At 34.9% G+C, this 25,807-nt stretch carries 7 protein-coding genes; 6 read left to right on the top strand and 1 reads right to left on the bottom strand.

Going from position 1 to position 25,807, the window contains the following annotated elements; translation table 11 throughout:
* Positions 1-290: 290 nt before the first annotated feature.
* The 4 genes from MRU_RS10800 (at position 291) to MRU_RS10785 (ending at position 22,988) form a co-directional block, all read left to right on the top strand.
* Positions 291-1,799, top strand: a complete 1,509-nt coding sequence (locus MRU_RS10800) for a transposase (RefSeq protein WP_012956946.1) — start codon at positions 291-293, stop codon at positions 1,797-1,799.
* A gap of 1,300 nt (positions 1,800-3,099) precedes the next feature.
* Entirely contained in the window at positions 3,100-20,055 is a 16,956-nt protein-coding gene (locus tag MRU_RS11795; RefSeq protein ID WP_012956945.1) for a right-handed parallel beta-helix repeat-containing protein, read from the top strand.
* A gap of 573 nt (positions 20,056-20,628) precedes the next feature.
* The gene (locus MRU_RS10790) at positions 20,629-21,810 is read left to right on the top strand and encodes an oligosaccharide repeat unit polymerase family protein (protein ID WP_012956944.1); all 1,182 of its coding nucleotides are present in this window, start codon (positions 20,629-20,631) and stop codon (positions 21,808-21,810) included.
* 53 nt (positions 21,811-21,863) lie between these two features.
* A complete protein-coding gene (locus MRU_RS10785; RefSeq protein WP_012956943.1) occupies positions 21,864-22,988 on the top strand; it encodes a hypothetical protein in 1,125 nt (374 codons plus the stop codon).
* A 103-nt stretch (positions 22,989-23,091) separates the two neighbouring features.
* Here the strand turns inward: MRU_RS10785 and MRU_RS10780 are convergent, their stop codons facing one another.
* Complete coding sequence (locus MRU_RS10780) at positions 23,092-23,406, bottom strand: TIGR04076 family protein (RefSeq protein ID WP_012956942.1); 315 nt, start codon at positions 23,404-23,406, stop codon at positions 23,092-23,094.
* Positions 23,407-23,579: 173 nt separating this feature from the next.
* Here MRU_RS10780 and MRU_RS10775 point away from each other — a divergent pair, with 173 nt between their 5' ends.
* Positions 23,580-24,221 carry a YczE/YyaS/YitT family protein gene (locus MRU_RS10775; protein ID WP_143714338.1) on the top strand — a complete coding sequence of 214 codons (642 nt, stop codon included), beginning with the start codon at positions 23,580-23,582 and terminating at the stop codon, positions 24,219-24,221.
* A 322-nt stretch (positions 24,222-24,543) separates the two neighbouring features.
* A complete protein-coding gene (locus MRU_RS10770; RefSeq protein WP_012956940.1) occupies positions 24,544-25,380 on the top strand; it encodes a F420-dependent methylenetetrahydromethanopterin dehydrogenase in 837 nt (278 codons plus the stop codon).
* Positions 25,381-25,807: the final 427 nt, after the last annotated feature.

The following is a 25,807-nucleotide window of genomic DNA, read 5'->3' as shown; positions in this document are numbered from 1 at the left end:
TATAGATAAATGAATTTCTATTTCTTAATTTTTTTTTTTTTTATAGAGGGTCCGCCAAAAAGCTATTTTTTTAAAAAAGTTTAAAATTTTCAATTTTTTAAGTTATTTATTTTAGTTATTTTTTTAAAATTCGATGTTTTTTCTATTGTTTTCTTTTAATTTTGGTGCTTGCACCTTGAAAAAATTTTTTACTTGTTAATTATTCTTTAAATATGAAATAAAGCAATAATATTATAGTAAACTTTATATACTACTTTAAACATAAATAATATCAACAAAGGGTTAATATTTTGGGGTTATTTAGGGTTAAAAGAATTCCGGATGAAAAACAAATAAAATTAGGCATTAGAACTTTAGATTTTAACATTCCAGAGGATCATATTTCTCGTTTTGTTGGGGATTTCATTGACGAATATTATCCTCTTTTAGGAATCAAAGAAAATAAAAAGAAGAAAGGGCGTGACAGTTTTCCGGTGAAAGAGATGTTAAAATTGCTTATTTATGCTAAAATCGAGCATATTGATAGTATGAGATTCTTAGCAGACATGGTAAAATATCATGACGTATATAAATTCGTTGGAAATGGAATTTGTCCTTCAGAACGATCATTACAACGATACAGAGAAAAATACGGCAAATATTACAATGAATTGTTAAAAGCAACCTTAAAAAAAGCTTCAGATGTGGATTACACTGATTTCAACGAAGTTTCCATTGACGGAACCATCAAAAAAGCATACAATTCAAAAAATAAAGTGATCACAGAAAAAGAAACTGAAATATTAACCCGTTACTTCGAAGGAGGCCGTGTAAGTCAGGAAGAGCTAGATAAACTCCATAAACCGGCCCGAGAGATTCTTGAAAATAAAAAAATCAGCAACCAAGAAAAATTATACCTCTTGGATGACATTAAAACACAATTCACACTGTCTGGTCAAAAATCAGTGCCAGTAACCGACATAGAAGCACGTTGGATGAAAAGCAAGAAAGGAAACTCACAAATAAGCTATAATATCCAATCTGCAGTCGATTACGATACAAAAATGATTTGTGCAATAAACGTCGTACAAGCCCCTACAGACCATTACCAATTGCCAAAAATCGTAGATAAGGCAATAAACAACACAAACGTAATACCAAGATTCGTATTGGCAGATACAATCTATCTGAATGAAGAAAGCTTATCATATCTTGCAGATAATCAAATAAATGGAGTTATACCAGATAGAAAGCAATCCAAGGAAAAAATCGGAAGATTGAACAAGAACCCATATCACAAGGATCACTTCAAATACTTCCCTGAAATTGATGCATTTGAATGTCCAGAAGGCCAAATAATGTATTTTTTCAACAAATACACTGAAAAAAATGATGATTTGGACAAGCCAGACAAAATTAAGCGTTTATATTCCAATTATGGTGCTTGTAAGGCTTGCAATTGCCGTGAAAACTGCCTTTCATCCACCCAAACCCACAGAACAATCACCGAATATGGCGGAAGTTTAAAGAAAGCAATGTGGGAAAAAATGGAAACAGAGGAATATATGGAAGAATATGCAAAAAGGTCATCTGTCGAAGGACCTTTTGGCATTTTAAAGGAACAATTCCATATAGAAAGCGAAGTAGTGATAGGAAAAACAAAGACAGAAGAAAGAATACTATTAGATGCCGTGGCTTATAATTTAATACGATTATTTAACTTAGAACAAGAAATAAAAAATGATAAAGAAGATATAGTTGATTTCTGTGAGAAAATTTCTGTCCAAGAGAAATTAGAGGTCAGAGCAACCATATTTTAACTGGTGTTGTCAAAATTTTATTTTGGCGGACACCCTATAGATAAATGAATTTCCATTTGATACTTTTCATTTAGATTAATGAAAGGTTTTCTTTTGGAACTTCTTTTATTTTTTTTATTTTTTTACTTTTTTTAATTTTTTCATGATCTTACTTTAGAAATACTTTTTTTTTTTTTTAAATATATTGATAATGTCATTTATAATCCAGACAACTCATTTCATAATCATTTCATATTATTTTTAACATCATACAATATTAGAGTCTTTCAATATCTATTCTGTAACTCTTAGACATATATTTCAACTGTAAAAAGAGTTATTGTGTTAATGTCATTCTATGATTCGTTAACTTTTTGATTTTACTTGACATATATTTCAAGTGTAAAAAATAACTTTAAATTCAATTTTGAAAATTATATGATAATATCATTTCAAATCAGGTAATTTCATTTCATTATCATTTCATCTTTTTTACAACTCCTCAAAAAAGCCATCTCATTGATAAAAATATTTGTATAAAAAATGATATTATCATCATTTTTATATATTTTTTGTATTATTCCTGCGTTTTTTCATAGATCTTCTGGAGAAGTTTTAAAATTTCTAAAATTTTTTTCATAAAAATAGTCTGATTTCCCTTAAAAATTTTAAATTTTCCAAGAAAGTATTATCTACATACAAATTTACACATGCCTTTTTTCTATTGTATACTTTTTATTATCTAATGTATATTTTCTATTGTATATTGTATTTTTTTTTAGTTTTAGCCTTTATTTTTTTCATTTTAGATTTATTTTTTCTTTATTTTCAAAAATAAGCATTTTCATAAGATTTAAATATAACTTTAAATAAAAATGTTTAATGTAGTTATCTTATAATTAATTTATTTAATTATTGATAAAGAAAATTATACACGAATTCAAGTATAACAATTATTTTTTTGGAAGAGGATATTTATGTAAAAAATTCAGGAATATTTTTATTTTCAAATTTTCGAACATTTGTTTTTCGGTGTTTCATGTTTTTTGGGGCATTGTGATTTTTTCTGGTGTTTCATGTTTTTTGGGGCATTGTGATTTTTTCTGGTGTTTCATGTTTTTTGGGGCATTGTGATTTTTTCTGGTGTTTCATGTTTTTTGGGGCATTGTGATTTTTTCTGGTGTTTCATGTTTTTGGACATTTGTTTCCCAGATGTCTTTTTGATTTGCAAAATATGAATTTTTGTGTTTAGTTATATGAAGCCATTGATTATAAAAATTTCAATTTTTTGCAGAATATCTATTTTAACAAGGGTGATTGTATGAGAAATAAAAAGATTTTCATTTTTACTTTAATGATTGTCATGCTATTATCGCTTGCTGCAGTTTCAGCAAATGATCTGGATAATCTTGAAGTTGATGATGGAAATGTTGTATCTACTGATACGGTAATCAATGATGTGCCCATGGAGAGTACGTCTAGTGATAAGATTGCCCTGAATGTAGATTCGACACAATCTAATACTACAGAGATACTTAATGAAAATGAAATAATAACAAATAATAGTACTTTAAGCATTGATTTGAATGAATCGATTACAAATGAAATCAGTTCTGATCATGAAGATTCATATCAGGCTGATAGTAATCAAGAGGATTCCTATTTCACTTCAGATGGAAACATTTATGTTAAAGTGAAAACTTCCATGCTTAAAGCGGACGGCGATCAGATTTATTATATACATCCTGCCGGTAGCCCTACAGCAACAGGAACTCGCGATGATCCTTTGGATAGTATGAATTCCGCCTTGAATTTATTTACTTCAGATGGAACACACACTATTGTGGTTATGGATGGGATTTATAAAGATACATACTATGACTATAACAATACAGATGTAGACACAAACTTAAGCAACTTGATTATAAAGTCCGATGAAGGGGCAAGTCCACATTTTAACCTGAGCACTTCAGATTATCGAAGGTCTTTATATTGGGCCTTTACAGGAGAAAACATAACTATAGATGGATTGAAGTTTACTGATTCACAATACGGCTCTTTTAATGAGGATGGGGTATACAAATACCATACAGTATTGAGATTCATTAATTCCACTAATGTTTTGGTTGAAAACTGTGTATTTGACAATGACGGATACCTTATCAATGCAACTGATTCAAGTGATGTTGTTATTAAAAATTGTAATGTTTCCAATAGTAATCGTTCAAATGTATTTAATGTTTTGAATTCCAGCTTTACTGTTCAGGATTCAAATTTATCCAAGATTAGAGATAGCTATATTACCAATTCAAGTTTTAAGCTAATCAACAACACCATCTGTAACAATGTAAATTCAAATTTGTTCACAGTAAAAAATTCAAGTTTGGATATTATAAACAACACTTTTAAAGACAGCAATTATTCATCATATTATGTGTTCCGTATTTATAACAATAATGAAACCTATGCGAATTTCACTGGAAATAATTTTACAAACCTTACAGGCACAGATTACCTTCTTCAGGTAAACTACTATGTTAACGATAATACCACTGTGTCATTTGTCAACAATAGCCTTAAAGACGTTAGTTTAGGTCTTAATATTAGATATTCCAATCTTACTATGGACGGCAACTCCTTTGACAATCTTAGTCTTAGTTCCCGGCCTTCTTATTCTGGAATAAGTACAAGTTATTCAAATGTATCATTCACCAACAATAATTTCACCAACTCTGACTCTTACATTTATTTAGGCTATGGAGTCAATGCTACAATTGAAAACAATAACTTTACTGACAATATTCCATCATACTATGGTCTTTTGCGAGCTGAGGGTAACAGTCATGACATTAAAGAAAACAATTTCACAAACAACAAAGGAAATTGTTCAATTATTCAACATTACTCTGGCAATGCTACAATTCATGGAAATCATTTCTATAACAATTCCTTGAATGGATGTGGTCATGTTATCAATGTTACTAGTACTTCAGGTTCTGAAATTTATAAAAATGACTTTGTAAACAACAGCGCCGACAATGGTACTGTATATCTATATGGATCATCTAATGTACATGATAACAATTTCACCAATAACAGCGTCACCGGACTCGGAGGAGCTATCTATTCCTATAGTTTTTATAATATTAATACTACAATTAAGGAAAATGTCTTTGATGGAAACAATGCTAGCTTTGGTGGTGCAATCTATTATGAAAACTATCCTAGCTATAATAATAAAAGGGAGATTGTAAACAACACCTTCATAAACAACAGCGCTGACTTTGGTGGAGCAATCTACTCAAATAAATCAATCAACAACATTATCGATGATAATGACTTTATAAACAACAGCGCTCAAATTGGAGGAGCTATTTTTGTTGATTATCTATACATAAACGATTTCAGATACAACAACACCAATAACACCATTAGCAACAACTTGTTTGCAGAAAATAATGCGCAAAGTGGTGGAGCAGTTGTATTATATTCACAAAACAGCACCGTGGAAGGAAACAGATTCATTTCCAACAATGCAAGTCGCTATGGCGGAGGAGCATTGATTACAAGCGGAAATAACTCTATCATAGTAAACAACACCTTTGCAAACAACACAGCTCAATTATATGGTGGTGCTATTGGAACCAACGACTCTAAGATAATTGACAATAAGTTTGAAAACAACAGTGCTTATCAGGCTGGAGCTATCTTAACAATCAATTCCACAATTCACAACAATGATTTCGTTGGAAATGAAGCAACTAGAGGTCCGGCAATAGTATATATAGACGACTTTAATTACACTGCACTCACTTACTACACTTATAACTGCAGCTGCGAAAACTGCAGCAATTGCAGTGGATGCAGCGATTGTGAATGCTGTGTAACTACTATAGTAGACCCTGAAACTGGGGATGAGATAAAAATTATTAATTGCAGCAACTGTGACGGTTGCAATTGCACTTGCGAAAACTCAACCGTAACTGAACATAATATAACATTATTATATAATAATACCGGCATTGATATCGACGAAGACGTTTACGCCTATCATGAAAATCAGCTTTTAAGGGTTGCCAAGGAAAACAATGGAATGTATTACCTTTATGACAATGTTAATGTTACAAGCGCTGAAAATTACACTTATTGGGCGTATTGCATAGAGCAGAACAATTCCTACCCTTGGCTAGGAAATGGAACTCTTGGAGTTCATGTAGATGATCTATACTTTGTCAGAAACAGTTTGGATGACTCTTATGTTGGTGATTACCTTAAGATATTGATTTCATACTTCTATCATAATCTTGATGAGGATAAGATCAATGTCAAGGAGTATATCTATATCTTTACAGACACCGACTATCGTAGCAACAATGACCGCATAATCCAAAAGATTATTAAGCTAGCCAATAATGAGTCAACAGTTCTTGAGAATGGTAACAACTGGATAAACGGAGTTTACAACTGCCTTGAATTCTCAACATTCATAAACCCTACCACAAGGCAGAACCTGATTTTAATCAATGGATGCGAACCTCTAGACAAGCCTGACTTTAACATAACTAAAAAAGCCAATGCTACACATGTGAAAACCGGCGATTACATCAACTATACAATTCTTGTTACAAACAACGGAACATGCAATTTGCATGGTTTGAAAGTGACTGAAAGAATGAATTCCATGTTGATATATATGGGCTTCGATGATGTTAGCGATAATTGGACCCAGACAGGGGATATGGAATGGATGCTGAATAGAACCTTGAAGGTCAACGAATCGGCGGAATTACACATCTACTTCATGACAAATAAGGTAACCAGCTATACCAACATTACAAATGTCATTGAGGCAAGAAGTGATGAAAGTGACACAAAGATAGCAGAGGAACATATTGAAACCATATATCCTAAATTGGTTTACCGAAAGGTCAGCGTGGACCCTGTTGCCTATCCTGAATCCACAATTAGATTCATACTTCTCGTTAAGAACATAGGTACTGCCAATGCATATAATGTAGCCATTGAAGACAGTGGCTTTAGCTCAAGTCAATTGTTATATCAAGGGACATGGTCCAACTATAAGGGAACTTGGTATAATAGCGGATCTAGCGCAACATCAACCGGACGCTTCACTCTTAATGGGTATTTGGCTCCTAACCAGGAGGCGGGGGTTTACGTTTCCTTTAAATTGAAGGAAGGTGTTAAAGGTACAACAGTATCCAATTCATTCAATGTATATTTAAACAATACTTGGGATGGAAGCGCTTCCAATTTTACAAGAGTTGTCTCTTCTGCAATGAAAGTTGAAAAGCTTTGGGTCGATCCTCTTCCTATTGCAACAATCGGCGATGAAGTAACTTTCGCCATAAATGTCAGCAATGTTGGAGAGGCCAATCTGACAGGAGTCTATGTAGAGGACTTCTTCCCAAGCGGATTGGAATACATTAGATTCTATAATACCGATGCCCACAACTGGACTCATTATGAAACCCTTGACGGCACCCATAGGTTCATTTTACAAAACACCCTACCTAACAGTCAAACCAGCAGGACACTTTCATCCTCAATCATTTATGTTGTATTTAAAGCCAATGAAATAGGCGATTTAACCAATACAGCTATTGTAAAAAGTGACTACACTGAAAATGTCACTGATAATGAAACAATCATTATCAGTCCTTATGGAATGAAAGTTGAGAAATTCAGCAACAACCCGATTTCACAATCTGACAATCAGGTTTCATACGTAATCAGGGTTACAAACACAGGAATATATAACTTGACAGATGTTTATGTAAATGAAAGCCAAAATGAATACATGGTTTATGACCATTTCGAAGATAGTTCCAATAAATGGATCTATAACGATTCAGGCGATAGCCCAAGATGGGTTTACAATGGAAGCTTGGAGAATAATACCTATTCCGACTTCATTGTATATTATAACATCACTAAAATACCTGAAAACGGATTAATCAAAAACACCGTTAGGGTATATTCAAATGAAACTGTAGAGAGAAATGCAAGCAATGAAACCAAAGTCTATAAATTATCCCTTTGGAAAGTAAGCAACAATCCTGTATCCAGACTTGGAGACCAAATTTCATTTACCATTGTTGTCAAACATGAATATAATGGAAATTCTTATGATAAGGACTTATATCTTGACGGCGTCTTCGTTAAGGAACTGATTCCTGACGGCTTGACCTATGACCATTACGTTGATGAAAGCGGCAAATGGTCCTATGATTACAATACCGACAATTGGGTATATAGCGGTACTTTAGTTCCTAATACTGAAACTAACTTTACCTTGTTCTTTAACGTAACCAAAATGGAGAACTTAACAAATGTAGTTATTCTCGGTACCAATCAAAGCAATAATGTAACCGTCAACAACAGCTCCGACAGCAGATACTACAGCATGCTTGTAGATAAGATAAGCTTGAACGAGACTGTCTTTAAAGGAAACATCACAGAATTCCTAATCAAGGTAACTAATAACGGTGACTTGAACTTGACTAATGTCACTATTCGCGAAGTCATTCCTGATGGATTGGTCTATGTTGGATATCTTAATAAAACCGGCAAATGGATTTATGAAGGAGGAAATGGAGCTTCAAGCGATGATCAACCAATGTGGACTTATCAAGGCATATTGGCTCCAGGAGAATCTGCAGAGTTCATCATTCTATTCAATGCCACTGAAACAGGCACATTTTTAAATATAGTTTATGGAACCTCTAATGAAACAGAGGAATTTGTCGCAGAAAACACTACAAAGGTTTTAAATCCTCTCTTGTATGTAGATAAGGTCACATTGAATCAAACAGTATATCGCGGTGACTTGACTGCATTCGAGATATTCATTGTAAACATTGGTGATTGCGATTTACACGACCTTTATATTGATGAGATATTCCCTGACGGCCTTGTCTATTATGGATTGGTGGATGATACAGGTTCATTGTCCTATGATGAGAAAACTCAAAGAATCAGCTTTGACGGAACATTGAAAGTTCGCGAAACTTTGGTATTCACAGTCATATTCAACACTACAAAGGTAGGCAACTTCACCAATAAGGTTGAAGTGGGCTCTAACGAAACCAAGAAGGAATATGCTAATAATACTACCCAAGTATTGGAAAAGGACTTAAATGTCACAAAGGTTGCAAACAATAAAACCGTCGTCAAAGGTGACAAGACAGAATTTACAATTGACATTACTAATGTAGGCGAATGCAATTTAACAAATGTATATGTATATGAGGAATCCTTCGAGGGACTTTCCTATTATGCCTACATCGATGAAACAGGCAAATGGTTTAAAAACGGCAATAAATGGATTTATGATGGTGTCCTGAAACCTGGCGAAAGCGTTAAGTTCACTGTTGTATTCAATACAAACGAGACAGGCAACTTTACCAATATCATCGTTGCAGGTGCCGATGGAATCCCAAATAAAACTGCAAACAACACTACAGAAGTGCTTATTTGCGACATTTCCATTGAAAAGCTCACACTTAACAAAACAGTTATAAGCGGAGAGGACACCCAATTTGCCATCCGTGTTAAAAACATTGGATTAGGCAATTTAACTGATGTGACCGTAACTGACAGCTTCCCTGAAGGCTTGACTTACAAGACCTTCATTGACAATAGCGGAAAATGGTCCAAAAACGGCAATAAATGGATTTATGATGGTGTCTTGAAACCTGGTGAGTCTGCCGAATTCATTGTTGTATTTGCTACCAATCAAACAGGTAATTTCACTAACTTTGTAAGTGTAAGCACCAATGAAACCAAATCCAAGAACGCTTCCAACAAAACAGAGGTTGTCTTGGCAGATGTTGAAATTCAAAAGATCACCCTCAATAAAACTGTTATAAGCGGTGAGGAGACTCTATTTGAAATAGTTGTCACAAACAAGGGCATTATTGATTTGTCCGATATCACTGTAACTGACAGCTTCCCTGAAGGCTTGACTTACAAGACTTATATTGACGAAAGCGGAAAATGGTCTAACAGCGGCAACATTTGGACTTATGATGGAGTTTTAGCTCCTGGTGAGTCTGCTGGATTCATTGTTGTGTTTGATACTAATCAAACAGGCAATTTCACCAACTTTGTTTCTGTAAAGACTAATGAAACCAAATCCAAGAATGCCTCCAACAAAACCGAGGTTCTAGTGGCGGATATTGAAATTCAAAAGATCACACTTAACAGAACAGTCATCAGTGGTCAAGAGACCATGTTTGAAATTGTTGTCACAAACAAGGGACTTGTTGATTTGTCCAATGTCATTGTAGCTGACAGCTTCCCTGAAGGCTTGACCTATAAGACTTATATTGATGAAAGCGGAAAATGGGCTGTCAACAATAATAAATGGCTTTATAATGGTGTTCTAGCTCCTGGTGAGTCTGCTGGATTCATTGTTGTGTTTGATACCAATCAAACTGGTAATTTCACTAACTTTGTAAGTGTAAGCAGCAACGAAACCAAAACCAAGAATGCTTCCAATATAACAGAAGTCCTATTGGCGGATATTGCCATCCAAAAGATAACTCTTAACAGAACAGTTGTAAGTGGCCAAGAGACCATGTTTGAAATTGTTGTCACCAACACAGGAATCATTGACTTGACTAATGTTGTTGTAACTGACACCTTCCCTGAAGGCTTGACTTACAAGACCTTCATTGATGAAAGCGGAAAATGGTCTAACAGCGGCAACACTTGGGCGTATGATGGTGTTCTAGCTCCTGGCGAGTCTAGTGGATTCATTGTTATATTTGACACTAAAGATCCAGGCAACTTTACAAATATTGTTAGCGTAATATCCAATCAGACAGGCAATAAGTCTGCCCGTAACATTACTGAGGTTATCGTTGCAGATGTAGGCATTCAAAAGATAACTCTTAACAGAACAGTTTATAGCGGTGAGGAGACTCAATTTGAAATTGTTGTCACCAATACAGGAATCATTGACTTGACTAATGTTGTTGTGACTGACACCTTCCCTGAAGGCTTGACTTACAAGACCTTCATTGATGAAAGCGGTAAATGGTCCAACAGTGGCAACAAATGGGTTTATGATGGCATTTTGACTCCTGGCAAGTCTGCTGGATTCATTGTAGTGTTTGACACTAAAGATATAGGCAATTTTACCAATGTTGTATCTGTAAACACAACTGAGGTAGGTCCTAAGTATTCCTATAATATAACTGAAGTAATTATTAAGGAAAACAAGACCAACCATACCAATGAAACTCCTCCAGGTCCTAACCCTCCAGGTCCTAGCCCACCTGGTCCTAACCCTCCAGGTCCTAACCCTCCTAAGCCTCATGTTCCTACACATCCGCATAAGCCTATAGTTCCAACTAATCCGAACCAGCCTAAATTGGTTAAATCCAATAAAAATCCGTTATCTGATGTGAAAGCAGGTAACCCTATAGCTTTATTATTAATCGTATTAGTGGTTCTTGGTTCTGTGCCATTTGCATCATGCGATAGCGGTGGAACTAGAAGAAGAAGAAAAACCAAAGAGAGAAAAGCAGCGAAACATAAGGAAATCGATAAGAAGAAAGGCATTATCATTTTATCCGGATGTCTTTTATTGATGGTTTCTGTTTCAGCCATTTCAGCAGCTGACACTGGTGATTTAGGCTATGATGATGCTGGCAGCGATGTTGCTGTACAATCAGTAAGTCACGAACCGGCTCAATATTCCTATTCAACTAGCGAAAACATGGCATATGATAGTTATGATTATGGCGATTATAATGATTATGGTGGCTATGGCGATTATGGCGATTATGGCGATTATGATGGCTATGACACTTACAATGACTATTACATCCTTGACAACAACGAAACAGTCTATGAAGATGGCATGGAAAATTCAGCTGATGGAAACAGCGCTGATGCAGCTAACGGTCAAGCAAATCAATATGCTGAAGATGGTTCTGATATGGAACTTTACAGCATTGATGATGAATCTTATGATTCCAATGACAACTATGACAATTACAAAGAATATTCCTATGATGATGATTCATCCCGCGAAGATGCATCTTCAATTGTAAGATATAATGATTGTACCGTAAACGGCGATAATAAAGTCAAATCAATTTACACATCTTCTTCACTTGCTGAAGGGGAAGGTGTAGTGGTTTATGTTTCCCTTGATGGTAGAACAGGTGCTGAAGGTACCTATGACGATCCGCTCCTCACTATTGGGGCAGCATTGACTAAATTGTCCACTGTCAGTTCTACTGAGACAAAAACCATAATTTTGAAAGGCGGAAACTATTCAGGAAACAATTATAGATATTTATCTACTCGTTTGAATAATTTGATTATAAAGGCTGAGGACGGCGCTGAAGTAAATGTTGATTTAAGGGGAATGAATCAAAACAGTTTGTATTGGACTTTCTATGGTGATAATGTAACTGTAAGCGGCATTAACTTTATGAATGCCAATATGACATCTTACAACCTTAACAATTATCACGCTGTATTGAAATTTATCAACTCAAGCAATTCTCGTGTGGAAGATTGTTCATTCAGCAATTTGAAATCCTATGGAATTCTTGCAGGAAACAGTACTGATGTTGTAATCAGCAATTGTAATTTCACAAATGGAAGCTCTAGAATGTTCAGTATAACCAATTCAAGTGTCACTGTTGAAGATTCTATCATGAAGAACTTCTCTACCAGCTACATTAGAAATTCCACATTCACTATGGTAAATAGCACCGTGACAGATTTCAATGATGACGACATCTTTAATTTCGCAAACACTGATTTGGATATTAGGGACAATACATTCAAGAATTTGACATTCCCAAACAAAACCAATTTTCAACGTTTTGGAGTGTTCTATGCCTGGGATGATAATGCTGGCATAAGTTATAATTTCATAAACAACACCTTTGCCAATTTCACTGGAACAGATGCTTATATGATTTATCGTTCAGCATCCTCTTCAGTCAAACCAATGTGCAAAGTAAACTTCACAGACAACAATGTATCAAACGTATCTGTTGGAGTTAATATATATTATGGAAATATCACTGTTGAAAATAACAGCTTCGATCATATGAGTCCGGCCAATACTTTACGTTTCAGCTATTCAAACATTGACATAAGAGATAACAACTTTACAGATTCTAACTCTACCCATGTTTATTCAGATAGATGCAATGGTACAATTGAATATAATAATTTCATTAACAACTCTGCATTGCCTGTTTCAGCTGAGTGGGGTAATTTGAATATTTCCTTTAACAATTTCACTGACAATAAGGGCAATTTCTCTGCAGGAGCCATTCAATCTACTGGAGTAGTGAATATATTTAACAATACTTTCTGTAACAATTCCGCTCGCGTTGGTGCTGTGAATGTTGCCAGCATTAGTAGTAATAAAACCATTTACAATAACACATTTGTCAACAACACAGGTGTTAGCGGTACCCTTTATGTCAATGGAAATGCAACAGTTCATGACAACAGATTCATAGACAATAATGTAAGCGAAAATGGAGGAGCCATCTATGCAGCATATGATAATAGCTATAATAATTATTATAATATTTCTGCTAATATTACTGACAATATTTTCGATGGAAATATTGCTAATAAGGGTGGTGCAATCTATTATGAACAATATAATAGCGCTTATGGCCTTGATAACTTGGCAAACAACACATTTGTCAATAACAAAGCCGAATATGGTGGTGCAATTTATTCAAATAAAACAGTGAATGTCACTATTTCAGAGAACGAGTTTGTCAATAACAGTGCAACAATTGGAGGTGCTATCTTTTTAGACAATTATACCTCTGCCTTTAACACTGGAACAAACATTACTCTAAACAATTTCACAAACAACTCTGCACAAAGTGCTGGAGCTGTAGTGGTTTATGGAAACAACACCAATGTTATAGGCAATAACTTTGTTGGAAACAATGCTACACGCTATGGTGGTGGTGCACTTGTGACTGATGGTGCAAATGGATTGATTTATAACAACACATTTGAAAACAACACCGCATTCCTATATGCAGGAGCCATCGGAACAAACAACAGCAAGATCATAAACAACACTTTCACTAACAACAACGCTTATCAGGCTGGAGCAATTTTAACAATCAATTCCACTATACATAATAACACATTCAGTGGAAATGACGCTACAAGAGCTCCTAGTGTTGGCTATATAGACAATTACAACTACACTGTTTCCTCTTACTACGTTTACTACTGTAGCAGTGAAGATTGCAGCGGATGCACTGCATGCGAATCCTGCACAAGCACAATCATCGACCCTATAACCGGAGCGGAAATCAAGGTAATCAACTGCTCTAACGGTGATGTACCTGAGTGCATTTGTGAAGATTCAGTTGCAACATTGTATAATATTAGCCTATTGTACAATAATGAAGGTCTCAATCTTGATGAAGATGTTTATGTTTACGATGAAAGCACCATTCTTAGAGTTGCTTTAAACAATAATGATATGTACTTCCTATATGAAAACGCAAGCATTCCAAATGCCAGCGAATATCATTACTGGGCATACTGCATTGAACAGAACAACTCTAAGCCATGGCAATGGAACGGAACTACTGGTGTTCTTGTAGATGACTTGTACTTTGTAAGAAACAGCCTGGACGGCTCTTATGTTGGAGATTACATTAAGGTATTGGTATCCTACTTCTACTTTAACCTTGACGAGGATGTCTATAACTTGAAAGATTATGTATATGTATTTACAGACACTGACTATCGTGCTAATACAGATAGGGTAATTCGAAGAGTTATTAACCTTACAGAAAGAGAGGACACATCTCTTGTAAACGGCAATAACTGGATTAACGGAGTTTATAACTGTCTTTCATTCCATAGCTTTATCATGCCTACCACAAGACAGAACCTGATTCTCATTAATTCATGTATGGCTATGCAGACTCCAGACTTCAATCCTCAGAAAATAGCCAACAAGGAGAATGTCGGCACTGGAGACATTGTAAACTACACAGTCACTGTTTACAACAATGGTACTGTGTCACTGCATAATGTGACTGTAACCGAAAGGCCTAACAGCATGCTTACCTATCTATCATTCACTGATTTCCGCAATCAAGGATGGGTGCAAACTGGTGAGATGACTTGGGTCTTGAATAGGCCTCTGAAGGTCCATGAAACTGGTACATTCAATATAAACTTTAGGGTAAATAATGTCACATATCTCACTAATATCACAAACTATATTGATGTAGGCTGTGATGAGGTTTCAAACAAATCTGCTTTTACCAGAACCGAAACCAAATGGCCACGCATACAGGTTCAAAAAATCACTTTGGACCAAAATGTAACTCCAGGATCAACTGTAAGATTCTTGCTTTTAGTTAAAAATATAGGAACCCTTGAAGCAAGCAACATCACTTTGGTGGACAATTTTAATAGAAATGAATTGGAGTACGAATATAGATGGGATTCATATAAAGGTAATTGGTCTGGAGGACACGGATGGGGAGGAAGCAGCTCTTCTTGGCATGTCGACACATTATACTTGAACCAAGTCCTCTATCCGGGTCAAGAGGCTGGAGTGATTATCTACTTCAAAGTACCTAACAATGTAACAGTAGGGTCTGCTTATAATTCAGTAAATGCTTATAGAAACGGAACATCTGAAGGTTATTCAAGCAATTACACAATTATACAACGTCCTTACTTTTCAATTTGGAAAACCTTGGTTAGCTCAAAAACTTCAACCATAGGAGAGGAAGTGGTATTCCAAATCAACGTACAGAATACAGGTTATGTGAATTTAACTGGTGTTTATGTAGAAGACATTCTTCCAATAGGATTGAAATATCTTAGGTTCTACAATACAGATAATCATAACTGGACTCATTTTGTAGATGAAGATGGAAAACATAGATTCCTATTGCAAAACACTCTTCCTACCTATTATTCAGACAGTCAGAATTATGTTGCCCGACTTTATATTGTCTGCAATGCTACAGAATATGGTAATTGGTACAACCTTGCTACAGGATACACAGAACAGACAAATAAGAGTACCTCTCAGGCAAATGTTACAATAATTCCATTTGGTGTATCAATTGAGAAAGTCAGCAATAATCCAATATCACAAGTTGGAGATCAGGTCTCATTTACCATTAGGGTAAGAAACACAGGAATATATAACTTAACTGATGTCTATGTAAATGAAACAAGGAACTCCTATATGGTATTCGATCACTTTGTTGACAATTCAGGCAAGTGGATTTTAAATGAATCTTATGCAACTTCAGGCGTGCCTAGCTGGAATTATAATGGTACTTTTGAAGTAGGAGCTGTAAGCGAATTTGATGTTTTCTATAATGTTACTAATATTAATTATTATGGAAACATAACAAATACCGCTTATGTCTCTTCCAACCAAACTACCAACAGGTCTGTTTCCAATCAGACAGCTGCCTATAATATTAAGGTAAGAAAAATCAGCAATAATGCTACAGCAAGGGTTGGAGATCAAGTTTCGTTCACTATCCAAATATCACGGGATGGCTATTCTTGGGAAAGTCCTTTCTCATTATATGGCATTCATGTAAAAGATTTGGTTCCTGATGGCTTGGTATTTGACCATGCTGATAACAGTTACTATTGGATTTATAATGAAAGCGATGAGACATGGTACTATAGATCTGGTTTGACAGCAGGCAGAACCATTAGCCTTACATTGTACTTTAATGTGACCAAGGCAGCCAACATAACCAATGTTGCAATTGTCGGAGTCAATAACAGTACAGTGAAAACTGCAAATAATACTACAAACAGTATTTACCATAACTTGCAAGTGGAAAAGGTCACTTTAAACGAAACAGTTTACCCAGGAAATATCACAGAATTCCTTGTTCGTGTGAACAACACCGGTGACAATAACCTCACAAATGTATTCGTTAAAGAAAACATTCCAAACGGACTTGTTTACTATGATTATATTAATAAGACTGGCAAATGGAATTATACGGAAGATGATGACGGACCTATATGGCTTTATGATGGCATTTTAGCTCCAGGAGCATTCGGTGAATTCATTATAAGATTCAATACAACCGTACCTGGAATCTTTGTCAACAATGTCGTAGCAGGCTCTAATGAAACTTCCAATAAGTCCACTGAGAATTCAACCAAAGTCTTGGGTCCAATAATCTCTGTTGGAAAAATCACTTTAAACAAGACCGTATATATTGGAGAGCTAACTGAATTTAGAATTAAAGTCTCTAATGATGGGGACTGTAATTTATCTGGCGTATATGTTGTTGAATACATCCCAGATGGCTTAAAGTTCGTTGAATTTAAAGATGAAAGTGGTTTATGGACTTACAATGAATCAAGCAGAACATTCTATTACAATGGAATTTTAGAACGTGATGATTCCCTTGAGTTTGTCGTTGTATTTAATGCAACAAGAGCAGGCAACTTTACCAATGTTGTTCATGCAGGATCTAACGTGACTAACGAATCAGTTGCAAACAACACTACTGAAGCATTGGATGTAAGAATGGACATTCAAAAGGTCACCTTAAACGAAACCGTATTCACTGGTCAGGAAACCGGATTTGTAATTGTCGTTTCCAATACCGGACTTAAGGACTTGACTGATGTCCGCCTTAAGGAAATTTATCCAGATGGCTTAGTATATTCACGCTTCATAGATGATTCAGGCAAATGGTTTAACAGAGGTGATTATTGGATCTATAATGGTGTTTTAGCTGTTGGAGAAAGCACTAACTTCACTGTTATATTCAACACAACCAAGAGCGGCACATTCAACAATACAATAATTGTAAGCTCTAATGAAACAGGTCCTAAGAACACTTCAAATACCACTAAGGTAGTTGTAGCAAATGTTACCGTTGCGAAGATCACATTAAATGAAACTGTCATGAGCGGAGAGCAAACCAGCTTCGACATTGTTGTCACCAACGACGGAATCTATAACTTGACTGGTGTTGTCGTTACCGACGCCTTCCCTGAAGGCTTGGCTTACAGCGGCTTCGTTGATGCTTCCGGCAAGTGGATCTTTGATGATTCCAAAGGAAATGCTTGGATTTATAATGGCACTTTGGCTCCTGGTGAGTCTGCAAGCTTTACAGTTGTCTTTGACACTGATGAAGTAGGTGAATTCACTAACATAGTCAAGGTAAGCACTAACCAAACCCAAGATAAGAACGCGTCCAATATAACCAAGGTAATCAAGCTTATTCCAAATGTCGCAATCCAAAAGGTCACTCTTAACAGAACAGTCTACAGCGGAGAGCAAACCAGCTTCGAAATTATTGTAAGAAATAATGGAGAAATGAATTTAACTGCTGTGACAGTTACTGACGCCTTCCCTGAAGGCTTGGCTTACAGCGGCTTCGTTGATGCTTCTGGCAAGTGGATATTTGATGATGCTAAGGGCAATGCTTGGATTTATGATGGCATTTTGGCTCCTGGTGAGTCTGCAAGCTTTACAGTTGTCTTTGACACCAATCAAACAGGCAACTTTACAAACATTGTAACAGTAAGCAGCAATCAAACTAAAGAGAAAAATGCATCCAATATTACTGAAGTAATCATTAAATCTGTTCCAGGCATTGAGATTATAAAAATCACAATCAACAGAACTGTATACAGCGGTGAGCAAACTTCATTTGACATTGTTGTAAGCAATGATGGTAATGTCAATTTAAGCAATGTGACTGTAATCGACAGCTTCCCTGAAGGCTTGACCTACAGCAATTTCATTGACGACACTGGAAAATGGTTTAACATAGGCAATAAGTGGATTTATAATGGAATTCTACTTCCTGGTGAGTCTGCTGGTTTCAGAATTGTCTTTGATACCAATAAGTCTGGAAACTTCACTAACCATGTAAAAGTCACAAGCAATGAGACTGGAGAGAAAAACTCATCCAATGTTACCGAAGTAATATTTGCTGATGTCGCTATCCAAAAGATCACTCTTAACAGAACAGTCTATAGCGGAGAGCAAACCTGCTTCGATATTGTTGTAACTAATGTTGGTGAAATTGACTTGACTAATGTTGTCGTTGCTGACAGCTTCCCTGAAGGATTGGATTACAGCAGCTTTGTTGATGAAAGCGGCAAGTGGATCTTTGATGATGCTAAGGGCAATGCTTGGATTTATGATGGCATTTTAGCTCCTGGCGAGTCTGCAGGATTTACAGTTGTCTTTGACACAAACATTACAGGTAACTTCACAAACATTGCAACTGTAAGCAGTAATCAAACCAGCGAGAGAAACGCTTCCAATATTACTGAAGTAATCAAGCTCATTCCAGACATTGCTATCCAAAAGATTACCCTTAACAGAACTGTCTATAGCGGAGAGCAAACCTGCTTCGATATTGTTGTAACTAATGTCGGTGAGACTAACTTGACTAATGTTGTCGTTGCTGACAGCTTCCCTGAAGGATTGGATTACAGCAGTTTCGTTGATGAAAGCGGCAAGTGGATCTTTGATGAGACTAAGGGCAATGCTTGGATTTATGATGGCATTTTAGCTCCTGGCGAGTCTGCAGGATTTACAGTTGTCTTTGACACAAACCTTACAGGCAACTTCACTAACCTTGCTACAGTTAGCTGCAATGAGACCGAGGATAAGAACGCTTCAAATATTACTGAAGTAATCAAGCTCGTTCCAGATATTGCTATCATAAAGGTCACACTTAACAGAACTGTCTATAGTGGCCAGCAAACTTCATTTGACATTATTGTATCTAATGTCGGTGAAACTAACTTGACTAATGTTGTCGTTACTGACACTTTCCCTGAAGGCTTGACCTATAACAGTTTCATTGATGAGACTGGCAAATGGATCTTTGACGAAGAAAAAGGAAATGCATGGGCTTATAATGGTACTTTAGCTCTTGGAGAATATGCAAGCTTCACAGTTGTCTTTGATACAAACCTTACAGGCAACTTCACTAACTATGTAAGTGTTACAAGCAATGAGACTGGAGAGAAGAACTCATCCAATGTGACTGAGGTTATTAAAGTGCCTAAGAATGACACTCCTCCGGTACCTGTTCCTCCAGAGCCAGTGGTTCCTCCTGAACCTGTAACTCCTCCAGAGCCTGTAATTCCAAATAAAAAAGTTCCAAGACATGAATTACCAAGAACTGGTAATCCATTAATGGTCTTACTCATTGCTCTTGCAGCAGTAGGATTAAGTTCTGTAAGAAGAAAAAGAGAATAAACACGTTATTAGGAATTGTTTATATTTAATAAGTTTTAATCAATCATATGATTATTAATTCTTATTGAATAATTCAATTCCTATTTTATTTACCATTTGATTTCGAATTTTTTAAGATAACGCCTACTTAAGGATAAACGCGTACTTAAGTAAAACACGTATTGGGAATTTTAATTAAATTCCTATTTTTCATTTTCTTCTTTTTTTATTTTTTTATTTTTTTCATTTTTTCATATTTTGCTCTATTTTTTTATTTCATGGATCTTTTTATTATTATGGGTCGGTTTTTTTTCATATTTCTCATATAAAATGGATTACTATTTATAGTAAATAGTTTATCAAGCAAAATTAGGATAAATCTTTTTTTAATTAATTTTTCTTTTATACGAATAATTATTATAATAGATAGAACAAATTATCATTTATAATAAGTATAATTTCTTTTAGTCTTTTTAGATTAAGGAAATATTTTTTATAATAGGTATATTTTCTTTTTATCTTTTTAAATCAAGGAAATATTTTTTAAAATAATCATAATTCATTATTAATATCTTTTTTATAAAGTGGGATTTTATGAACTTAGAAAACAAAAGCATTGACCTTTTAAATCCATTTATCATAATCGCTATGGTAATTGTATTCATAATCATTGCCCTTCCTATGTGGTATGCTTACCAAAAATTGCCAAGTCCCAGCATGGACTTATTTCTATACATAGGATTAGGCCTTATTTTCTTCATATTTGGAATTTTGATAAGCAATCTATTGCTAAACAGATTTTTAAAAAAGGATCTCTCTTTAGATTCCCTTAAGGACACTATAAAAATTAGCATAAGCAAAAATCCAAAAAAGCTTTCAATCTTTGAATCCTACTCAAGAAAGGAAATGATTCTGGTCATCATGGTTTTAATCGGAATCATCCTTCAGATAATCAACATAGTTCGTCTTGGAGGAATACCATTATTCTCAGCAACACTAAAGGCTGAAGCTGCAGGAAAGATATGGCTCGCATCATATATAATCTTCTTGCCATTTATTAACATACTCCTTGCAGAATTCAATAGGGATTCACATTATCTTTTAGTATTTTTAGGCTTGCTTTTATTTACTTTAACTGGCTATCGAACTACACCAATTGCAATCGTGTTATCTATATTAATTACATTATATTATACAAGAAACATAAAATTCAAGTATCAGGTCCTATTTTTAGGACTCTTTTTAGTCATTGCAGTGGCACTTCTGCTTGCTATAGGGTTCATAGCGGTACAGGCAATAAGCTGGCAGCACTGGAGCCTTAATCCAATAGAACTTGTGTCATATAGGGCGGCATTTACATTGAATGTTCTTGGCCATGCAATCAGCAATCAGTTTGCAACTGCCGGAAAGCTTTTCTACTCAACCCTTACAGGATTTTTCACTCACACAGACCCTAGGGTTCTTGTAGGTCAAGCAACTCTTGGAAGGAACCATTCAATAACATCTACAATATTCGGACCGGCTCTTCTTGACTTTGGATTGATTGGAATGTGCATTCAAATGCTCTTGATCGGATTCATTTTAAAGACATTGCACAGCATTCAAAAGCATAAGAAAGAGGTTTATTCAGCATTTTATGGAATCTTGCTTGCACAGACAATAATTTGGATAGAGACAGGTCCAACTGATGTGGTGGTGTGGATATTCTATTTGATTGCAATTGTTCTTATGGCGCTTTTCTTTTTAAAAGGTTCCAGCAGGGACTTGGAGGCTTGATTTGATGGATTTTATTTTCCTTAGGGTTAAGTCTATTTTGGGAGGCTTGATTGATGAATTCTAAAAATATTGCTATTGCTGGTGAGATCACCCCTTCAAAGACCATAATTCCTCTAATTCAAAGGTTAAATGAATTAGATAAGGAAGATAAATTAAACTTCAAAATAAACAAGATATATGGTCTTTATCATGGGGAGTCATCTAAATTGCTTCTTGAGCCGTATTGTGATGAGCTTTATGATATAGGTCAAGGAAGACGAGGCCAAAAGAAGAACTCAACTGCTAAATTGGCTTATCTTATCTCAAGAGACATAATAAAGGCATTCAATGCTCTAAAAGGAAATAACATAGACCTTCTAATCACTGCAGGCAATGCAGGTGATGTAAGAAAGTCCATTGTTGCAGCCAACCTTTTAAAAATCCCTATTCTTCATATAGAGCAGGACATCTACAACCCTATTGAAGTAATTTCACATGCCAATCTAGTCACTGTTCCTAAAGAGGATTATAAGGACTATCTTGAGAGAAAATATAATTTAAAAAACGTTGCATCTATTGACGGCTATCCTATGGCTAAATATGTGGACAATCATATAAAAGACAATAATCTGATTGATAAGGAAGAGATATATGGCGAATATGGAGTTAAGGAATTTGTGCTGGTTGTTCTTGGAGGGGACTTAAAGGATGATGAGATTGAGCCTCTTATAAGATCAGTGGAACAGCTTAATCTAAAGACTCTCATTGCTCCTTATAGGTTTGATAGAAATCTTGTTGAAAGCCTTGTCCTTTCACCAAACATTAAGGTTCTCCCACAGTATGTTGACCTTTTAAGCTTTATGAATGCAGCATCCCACCTTATCTATGCTGCGGGAATGGGACTCACCATTGAGGCGGGTGTATTCAATATCCCTTCACTAAAGATTGAAGGATTTCATAAAACCCATGGAAGCGTAGACCTTGCAAGGGAACTTAATATTCCTATTGTAAAAATAGATGAGATTCCAGATGCCTTTGAGAAGCTATCCGCTCATCAGGATAATAATCTTGTTAAAAACAGTGAAATCGCCATTGATAAGTTGGTGGATCTAATCAATGGATTTGATGAGAATGGTCTTCAAAAGAGCGGATTCAAGTCAACAAAGCAAATCTGGAACAGTCGTAAGGTGTTTAGATAACTTATCCTCTAAATTCTAATTTTTTTTATTGATTTTCTTCTTTTTAAATATTTAATTCTTTTTTAAATTTTTAATTCTTTTTTAAATTTTCTTCTTTTTAGATTTAATCAGCATCCTCGTCCATTGCCTCAAGATAGAAACTTACAGGACGAAACCCATCATTGCAGGATATCATTGCTGACTTTTTATCCTTCATCCATCCATCATATAAGTCTTCTCCCCCGCTGGATAATGCCAATACAAATGGAGAGATGCTATCCCAAGCGCTGCTGCAGAAGTCCTCCGGTTTTTCCCAACCATTTGCAATGAAGACATCTCCAAGCTCTACCTCACATTCATGCTCCAATGGATTTTCGTATTTTTCAATGAGGTCATCGTATCTTGCCTTTTTCATAACTGTAATCTTTACCTTTTTCATTTTAATCACGTTTTAAAAGTTTAAATTTATTCAGTTCTTTTAATATCTTATATTTTATTTGTCCTAATAATACTTATCCTTTGTTAAAAAATTTTAAATATTATTATCAATTTAAAATTAATTGTTGTATTAAACGATAGAAAAGTATGTTAAAAATATTGGCAGCTGATAAAATGGACAAAAAATTAATAGTCAGATATATAATGCTCATTGTAGGTGTAATCATAATGTCTATGGGGATAGCATTATCTATCAAAGCAACTTTAGGAACATCCCCTATTTCATCTGTTCCTGCTGTCCTATCAATTGCCTTTCCCTGGACTGTAGGAGAGTTTACAATAGTTTTCAATGCACTTCTTGTTATTTTTCAGATGGTTTTGCTTAGAAAGATCACCATCTCCCAAATAGCTCAGATGCTTGTATGCGTCCTCTTTGGATATATGATTGACTTCAGTCTTCTAATACTTAATTTTCCAAATCCTACAGATTATATCAGCCAATGGATTCTATGTATCATAAGCTGCTTTGTACTTGCATTTGGCTTGCTTATTGAAGTAAAGTCAGATATCACCATGCTTCCAGGTGACGGTTCAGTTGTAGCCATCGCTGAAGTTACAAATAGGGACTTTGGACAGATCAAGCCATTTTTTGACCTTACCATCGTATCCATTGCAGCCATATTGGCATTGGTATTTTTAGGCCACCTTGAGGGGGTCCGTGAAGGAACCATATTTGCAGCTATTGTTGTCGGATTAATCATCCAGTTTTATGACAGGATATTTGGATATAATATTGATGCTTATTTGGCTGATTAGTCAATGTTTTTTGTTTGCTGTTTTCTTGTTTTCAGGGCTTGTTTAGGCCTTATATTTTTCATTTCAGAGCTATTATTTTTTTGATTGATTAATATCTTCTTATCATATGCTTTTTTTAACAGATATCTCCGTATAATTAGTTTAATTCATATAAAACAGTATTATTACCTTATTCTATTTTTTTATTAAATTTTAAAAAATTTTTCTATTATATAAAAGTTTTGATTTAATTTTTTCCCTAAACTATTTAATAACTAAAAACTAAACATAGTATTGTGATATTATCTATTAATATCTAGACTAAACATATATGTGTGATATTATGGTAGTTAAAATTGGTATCGTAAAAAGTGGTAATATTGGTACTTCACCAGTATTAGATTTATTATTAGACGAAAGAGCAGACAGACCAAACATCGATGTAAGAGTATTTGGATCTGGAGCAAAAATGAACCCTGAACAAGTTGAAGACGTCGTACCTAAACTCGACCAATTCGACCCTGACTTCTGTATTTTCATTAGCCCAAACCCAGGAGCACCTGGTCCAGCTAGAGCAAGAGAATTATTATCTGAAAAAGATCTTCCTGCTATTATCATTGGTGACGCACCTGGTAAAGGTAAAAAAGATGAAATGGATGAACAAGGTTTAGGTTACATTATTGTAATGTCCGACCCAATGATCGGTGCAAAAAGAGAATGGTTAGACCCAACTGAAATGGCTATCTTTAACGCTGACATCTTAAAAGTATTAGCAGAAACTGGTGCTTTAAGATTAGTACAAAAAACTCTCGACGCTGTTATTGCTGCTGCTGATGCTGGCGAAGAAATTGAATTACCTAAACTCATTGTTACTGCTGAAAAAGCTGTTGAAGCTGCAGGATTTGCAAACCCATACGCAAAAGCAAAAGCTATCGCTGCATACGAAATGGCTGGAGCTGTCGCAGGCTTAGACATGAAAGGTTGTTTCATGACCAAAGGCTTCGAAAACTTCATCCCATTAGTTGCTGCTGCACACGAAATTGCATCTGCTGCTGCTAAATTAGCTCAAGAAGCTAGAGAAATTGAAAAATCCAACGACACTGTCTTAAGAACTCCTCACATGAAAGAAGGAAACTTAGGTTGCAAAGTTGATTTAATCAGCAAACCTGTAGACAAATAAGTGTCTTGATTAAGTAGCTTTTTAGCTACTTATTTTTTCTTTTTTCTTTTTTTAAAAACAATTCAAATCAAATCAAAAATCAAATCTCAAATCAAAAATCAAAATTTACTTTTTTTCATTTTTTTATCCCAATAATCCTATTTTTTAGCCCATAGTTTTATTCGTATTATTTCGAACTTTTTTTAATTATTTATCTTATTCAATTATTTGAATAGGTATTTTTAAAGGTTCATTCAATTTTTTGAATAAGTTTTTATAAAGGTTTATTCAATTATTTGAATAGGTATTTATAAAGGTTTATTCAATTTTTTGAATAAGTTTTTATAAAGGTTCATTCAATTTTTTGAATGAATATATAAATGATTTTTTTAATTTTATAAAAAGTGATGGAATAATTTTTCAAAGTAGTGAAAAGACAATTAAAAAA

Source organism: Methanobrevibacter ruminantium M1 (assembly GCF_000024185.1).
Lineage (GTDB): Archaea > Methanobacteriota > Methanobacteria > Methanobacteriales > Methanobacteriaceae > Methanobrevibacter > Methanobrevibacter ruminantium.
The sequence above is the reverse complement of the archived record's forward strand: the minus strand, read 5'-3'. Positions and strand labels throughout refer to the sequence as shown.

Bases quoted from the DNA above. Each gene is read 5' to 3' on its own strand.
- MRU_RS11795 (WP_012956945.1), top strand. From the start codon at position 3,100: ATGAGAAATAAAAAGATTTTCATTTTTACTTTAATGATTGTCATGCTA.
- MRU_RS10790 (WP_012956944.1), top strand. From the start codon at position 20,629: ATGAACTTAGAAAACAAAAGCATTGACCTTTTAAATCCATTTATCATA.
- MRU_RS10785 (WP_012956943.1), top strand. From the start codon at position 21,864: ATGAATTCTAAAAATATTGCTATTGCTGGTGAGATCACCCCTTCAAAG.
- MRU_RS10780 (WP_012956942.1), bottom strand. From the start codon at position 23,406: ATGAAAAAGGTAAAGATTACAGTTATGAAAAAGGCAAGATACGATGAC.
- MRU_RS10775 (WP_143714338.1), top strand. From the start codon at position 23,580: ATGGACAAAAAATTAATAGTCAGATATATAATGCTCATTGTAGGTGTA.
- MRU_RS10770 (WP_012956940.1), top strand. From the start codon at position 24,544: ATGGTAGTTAAAATTGGTATCGTAAAAAGTGGTAATATTGGTACTTCA.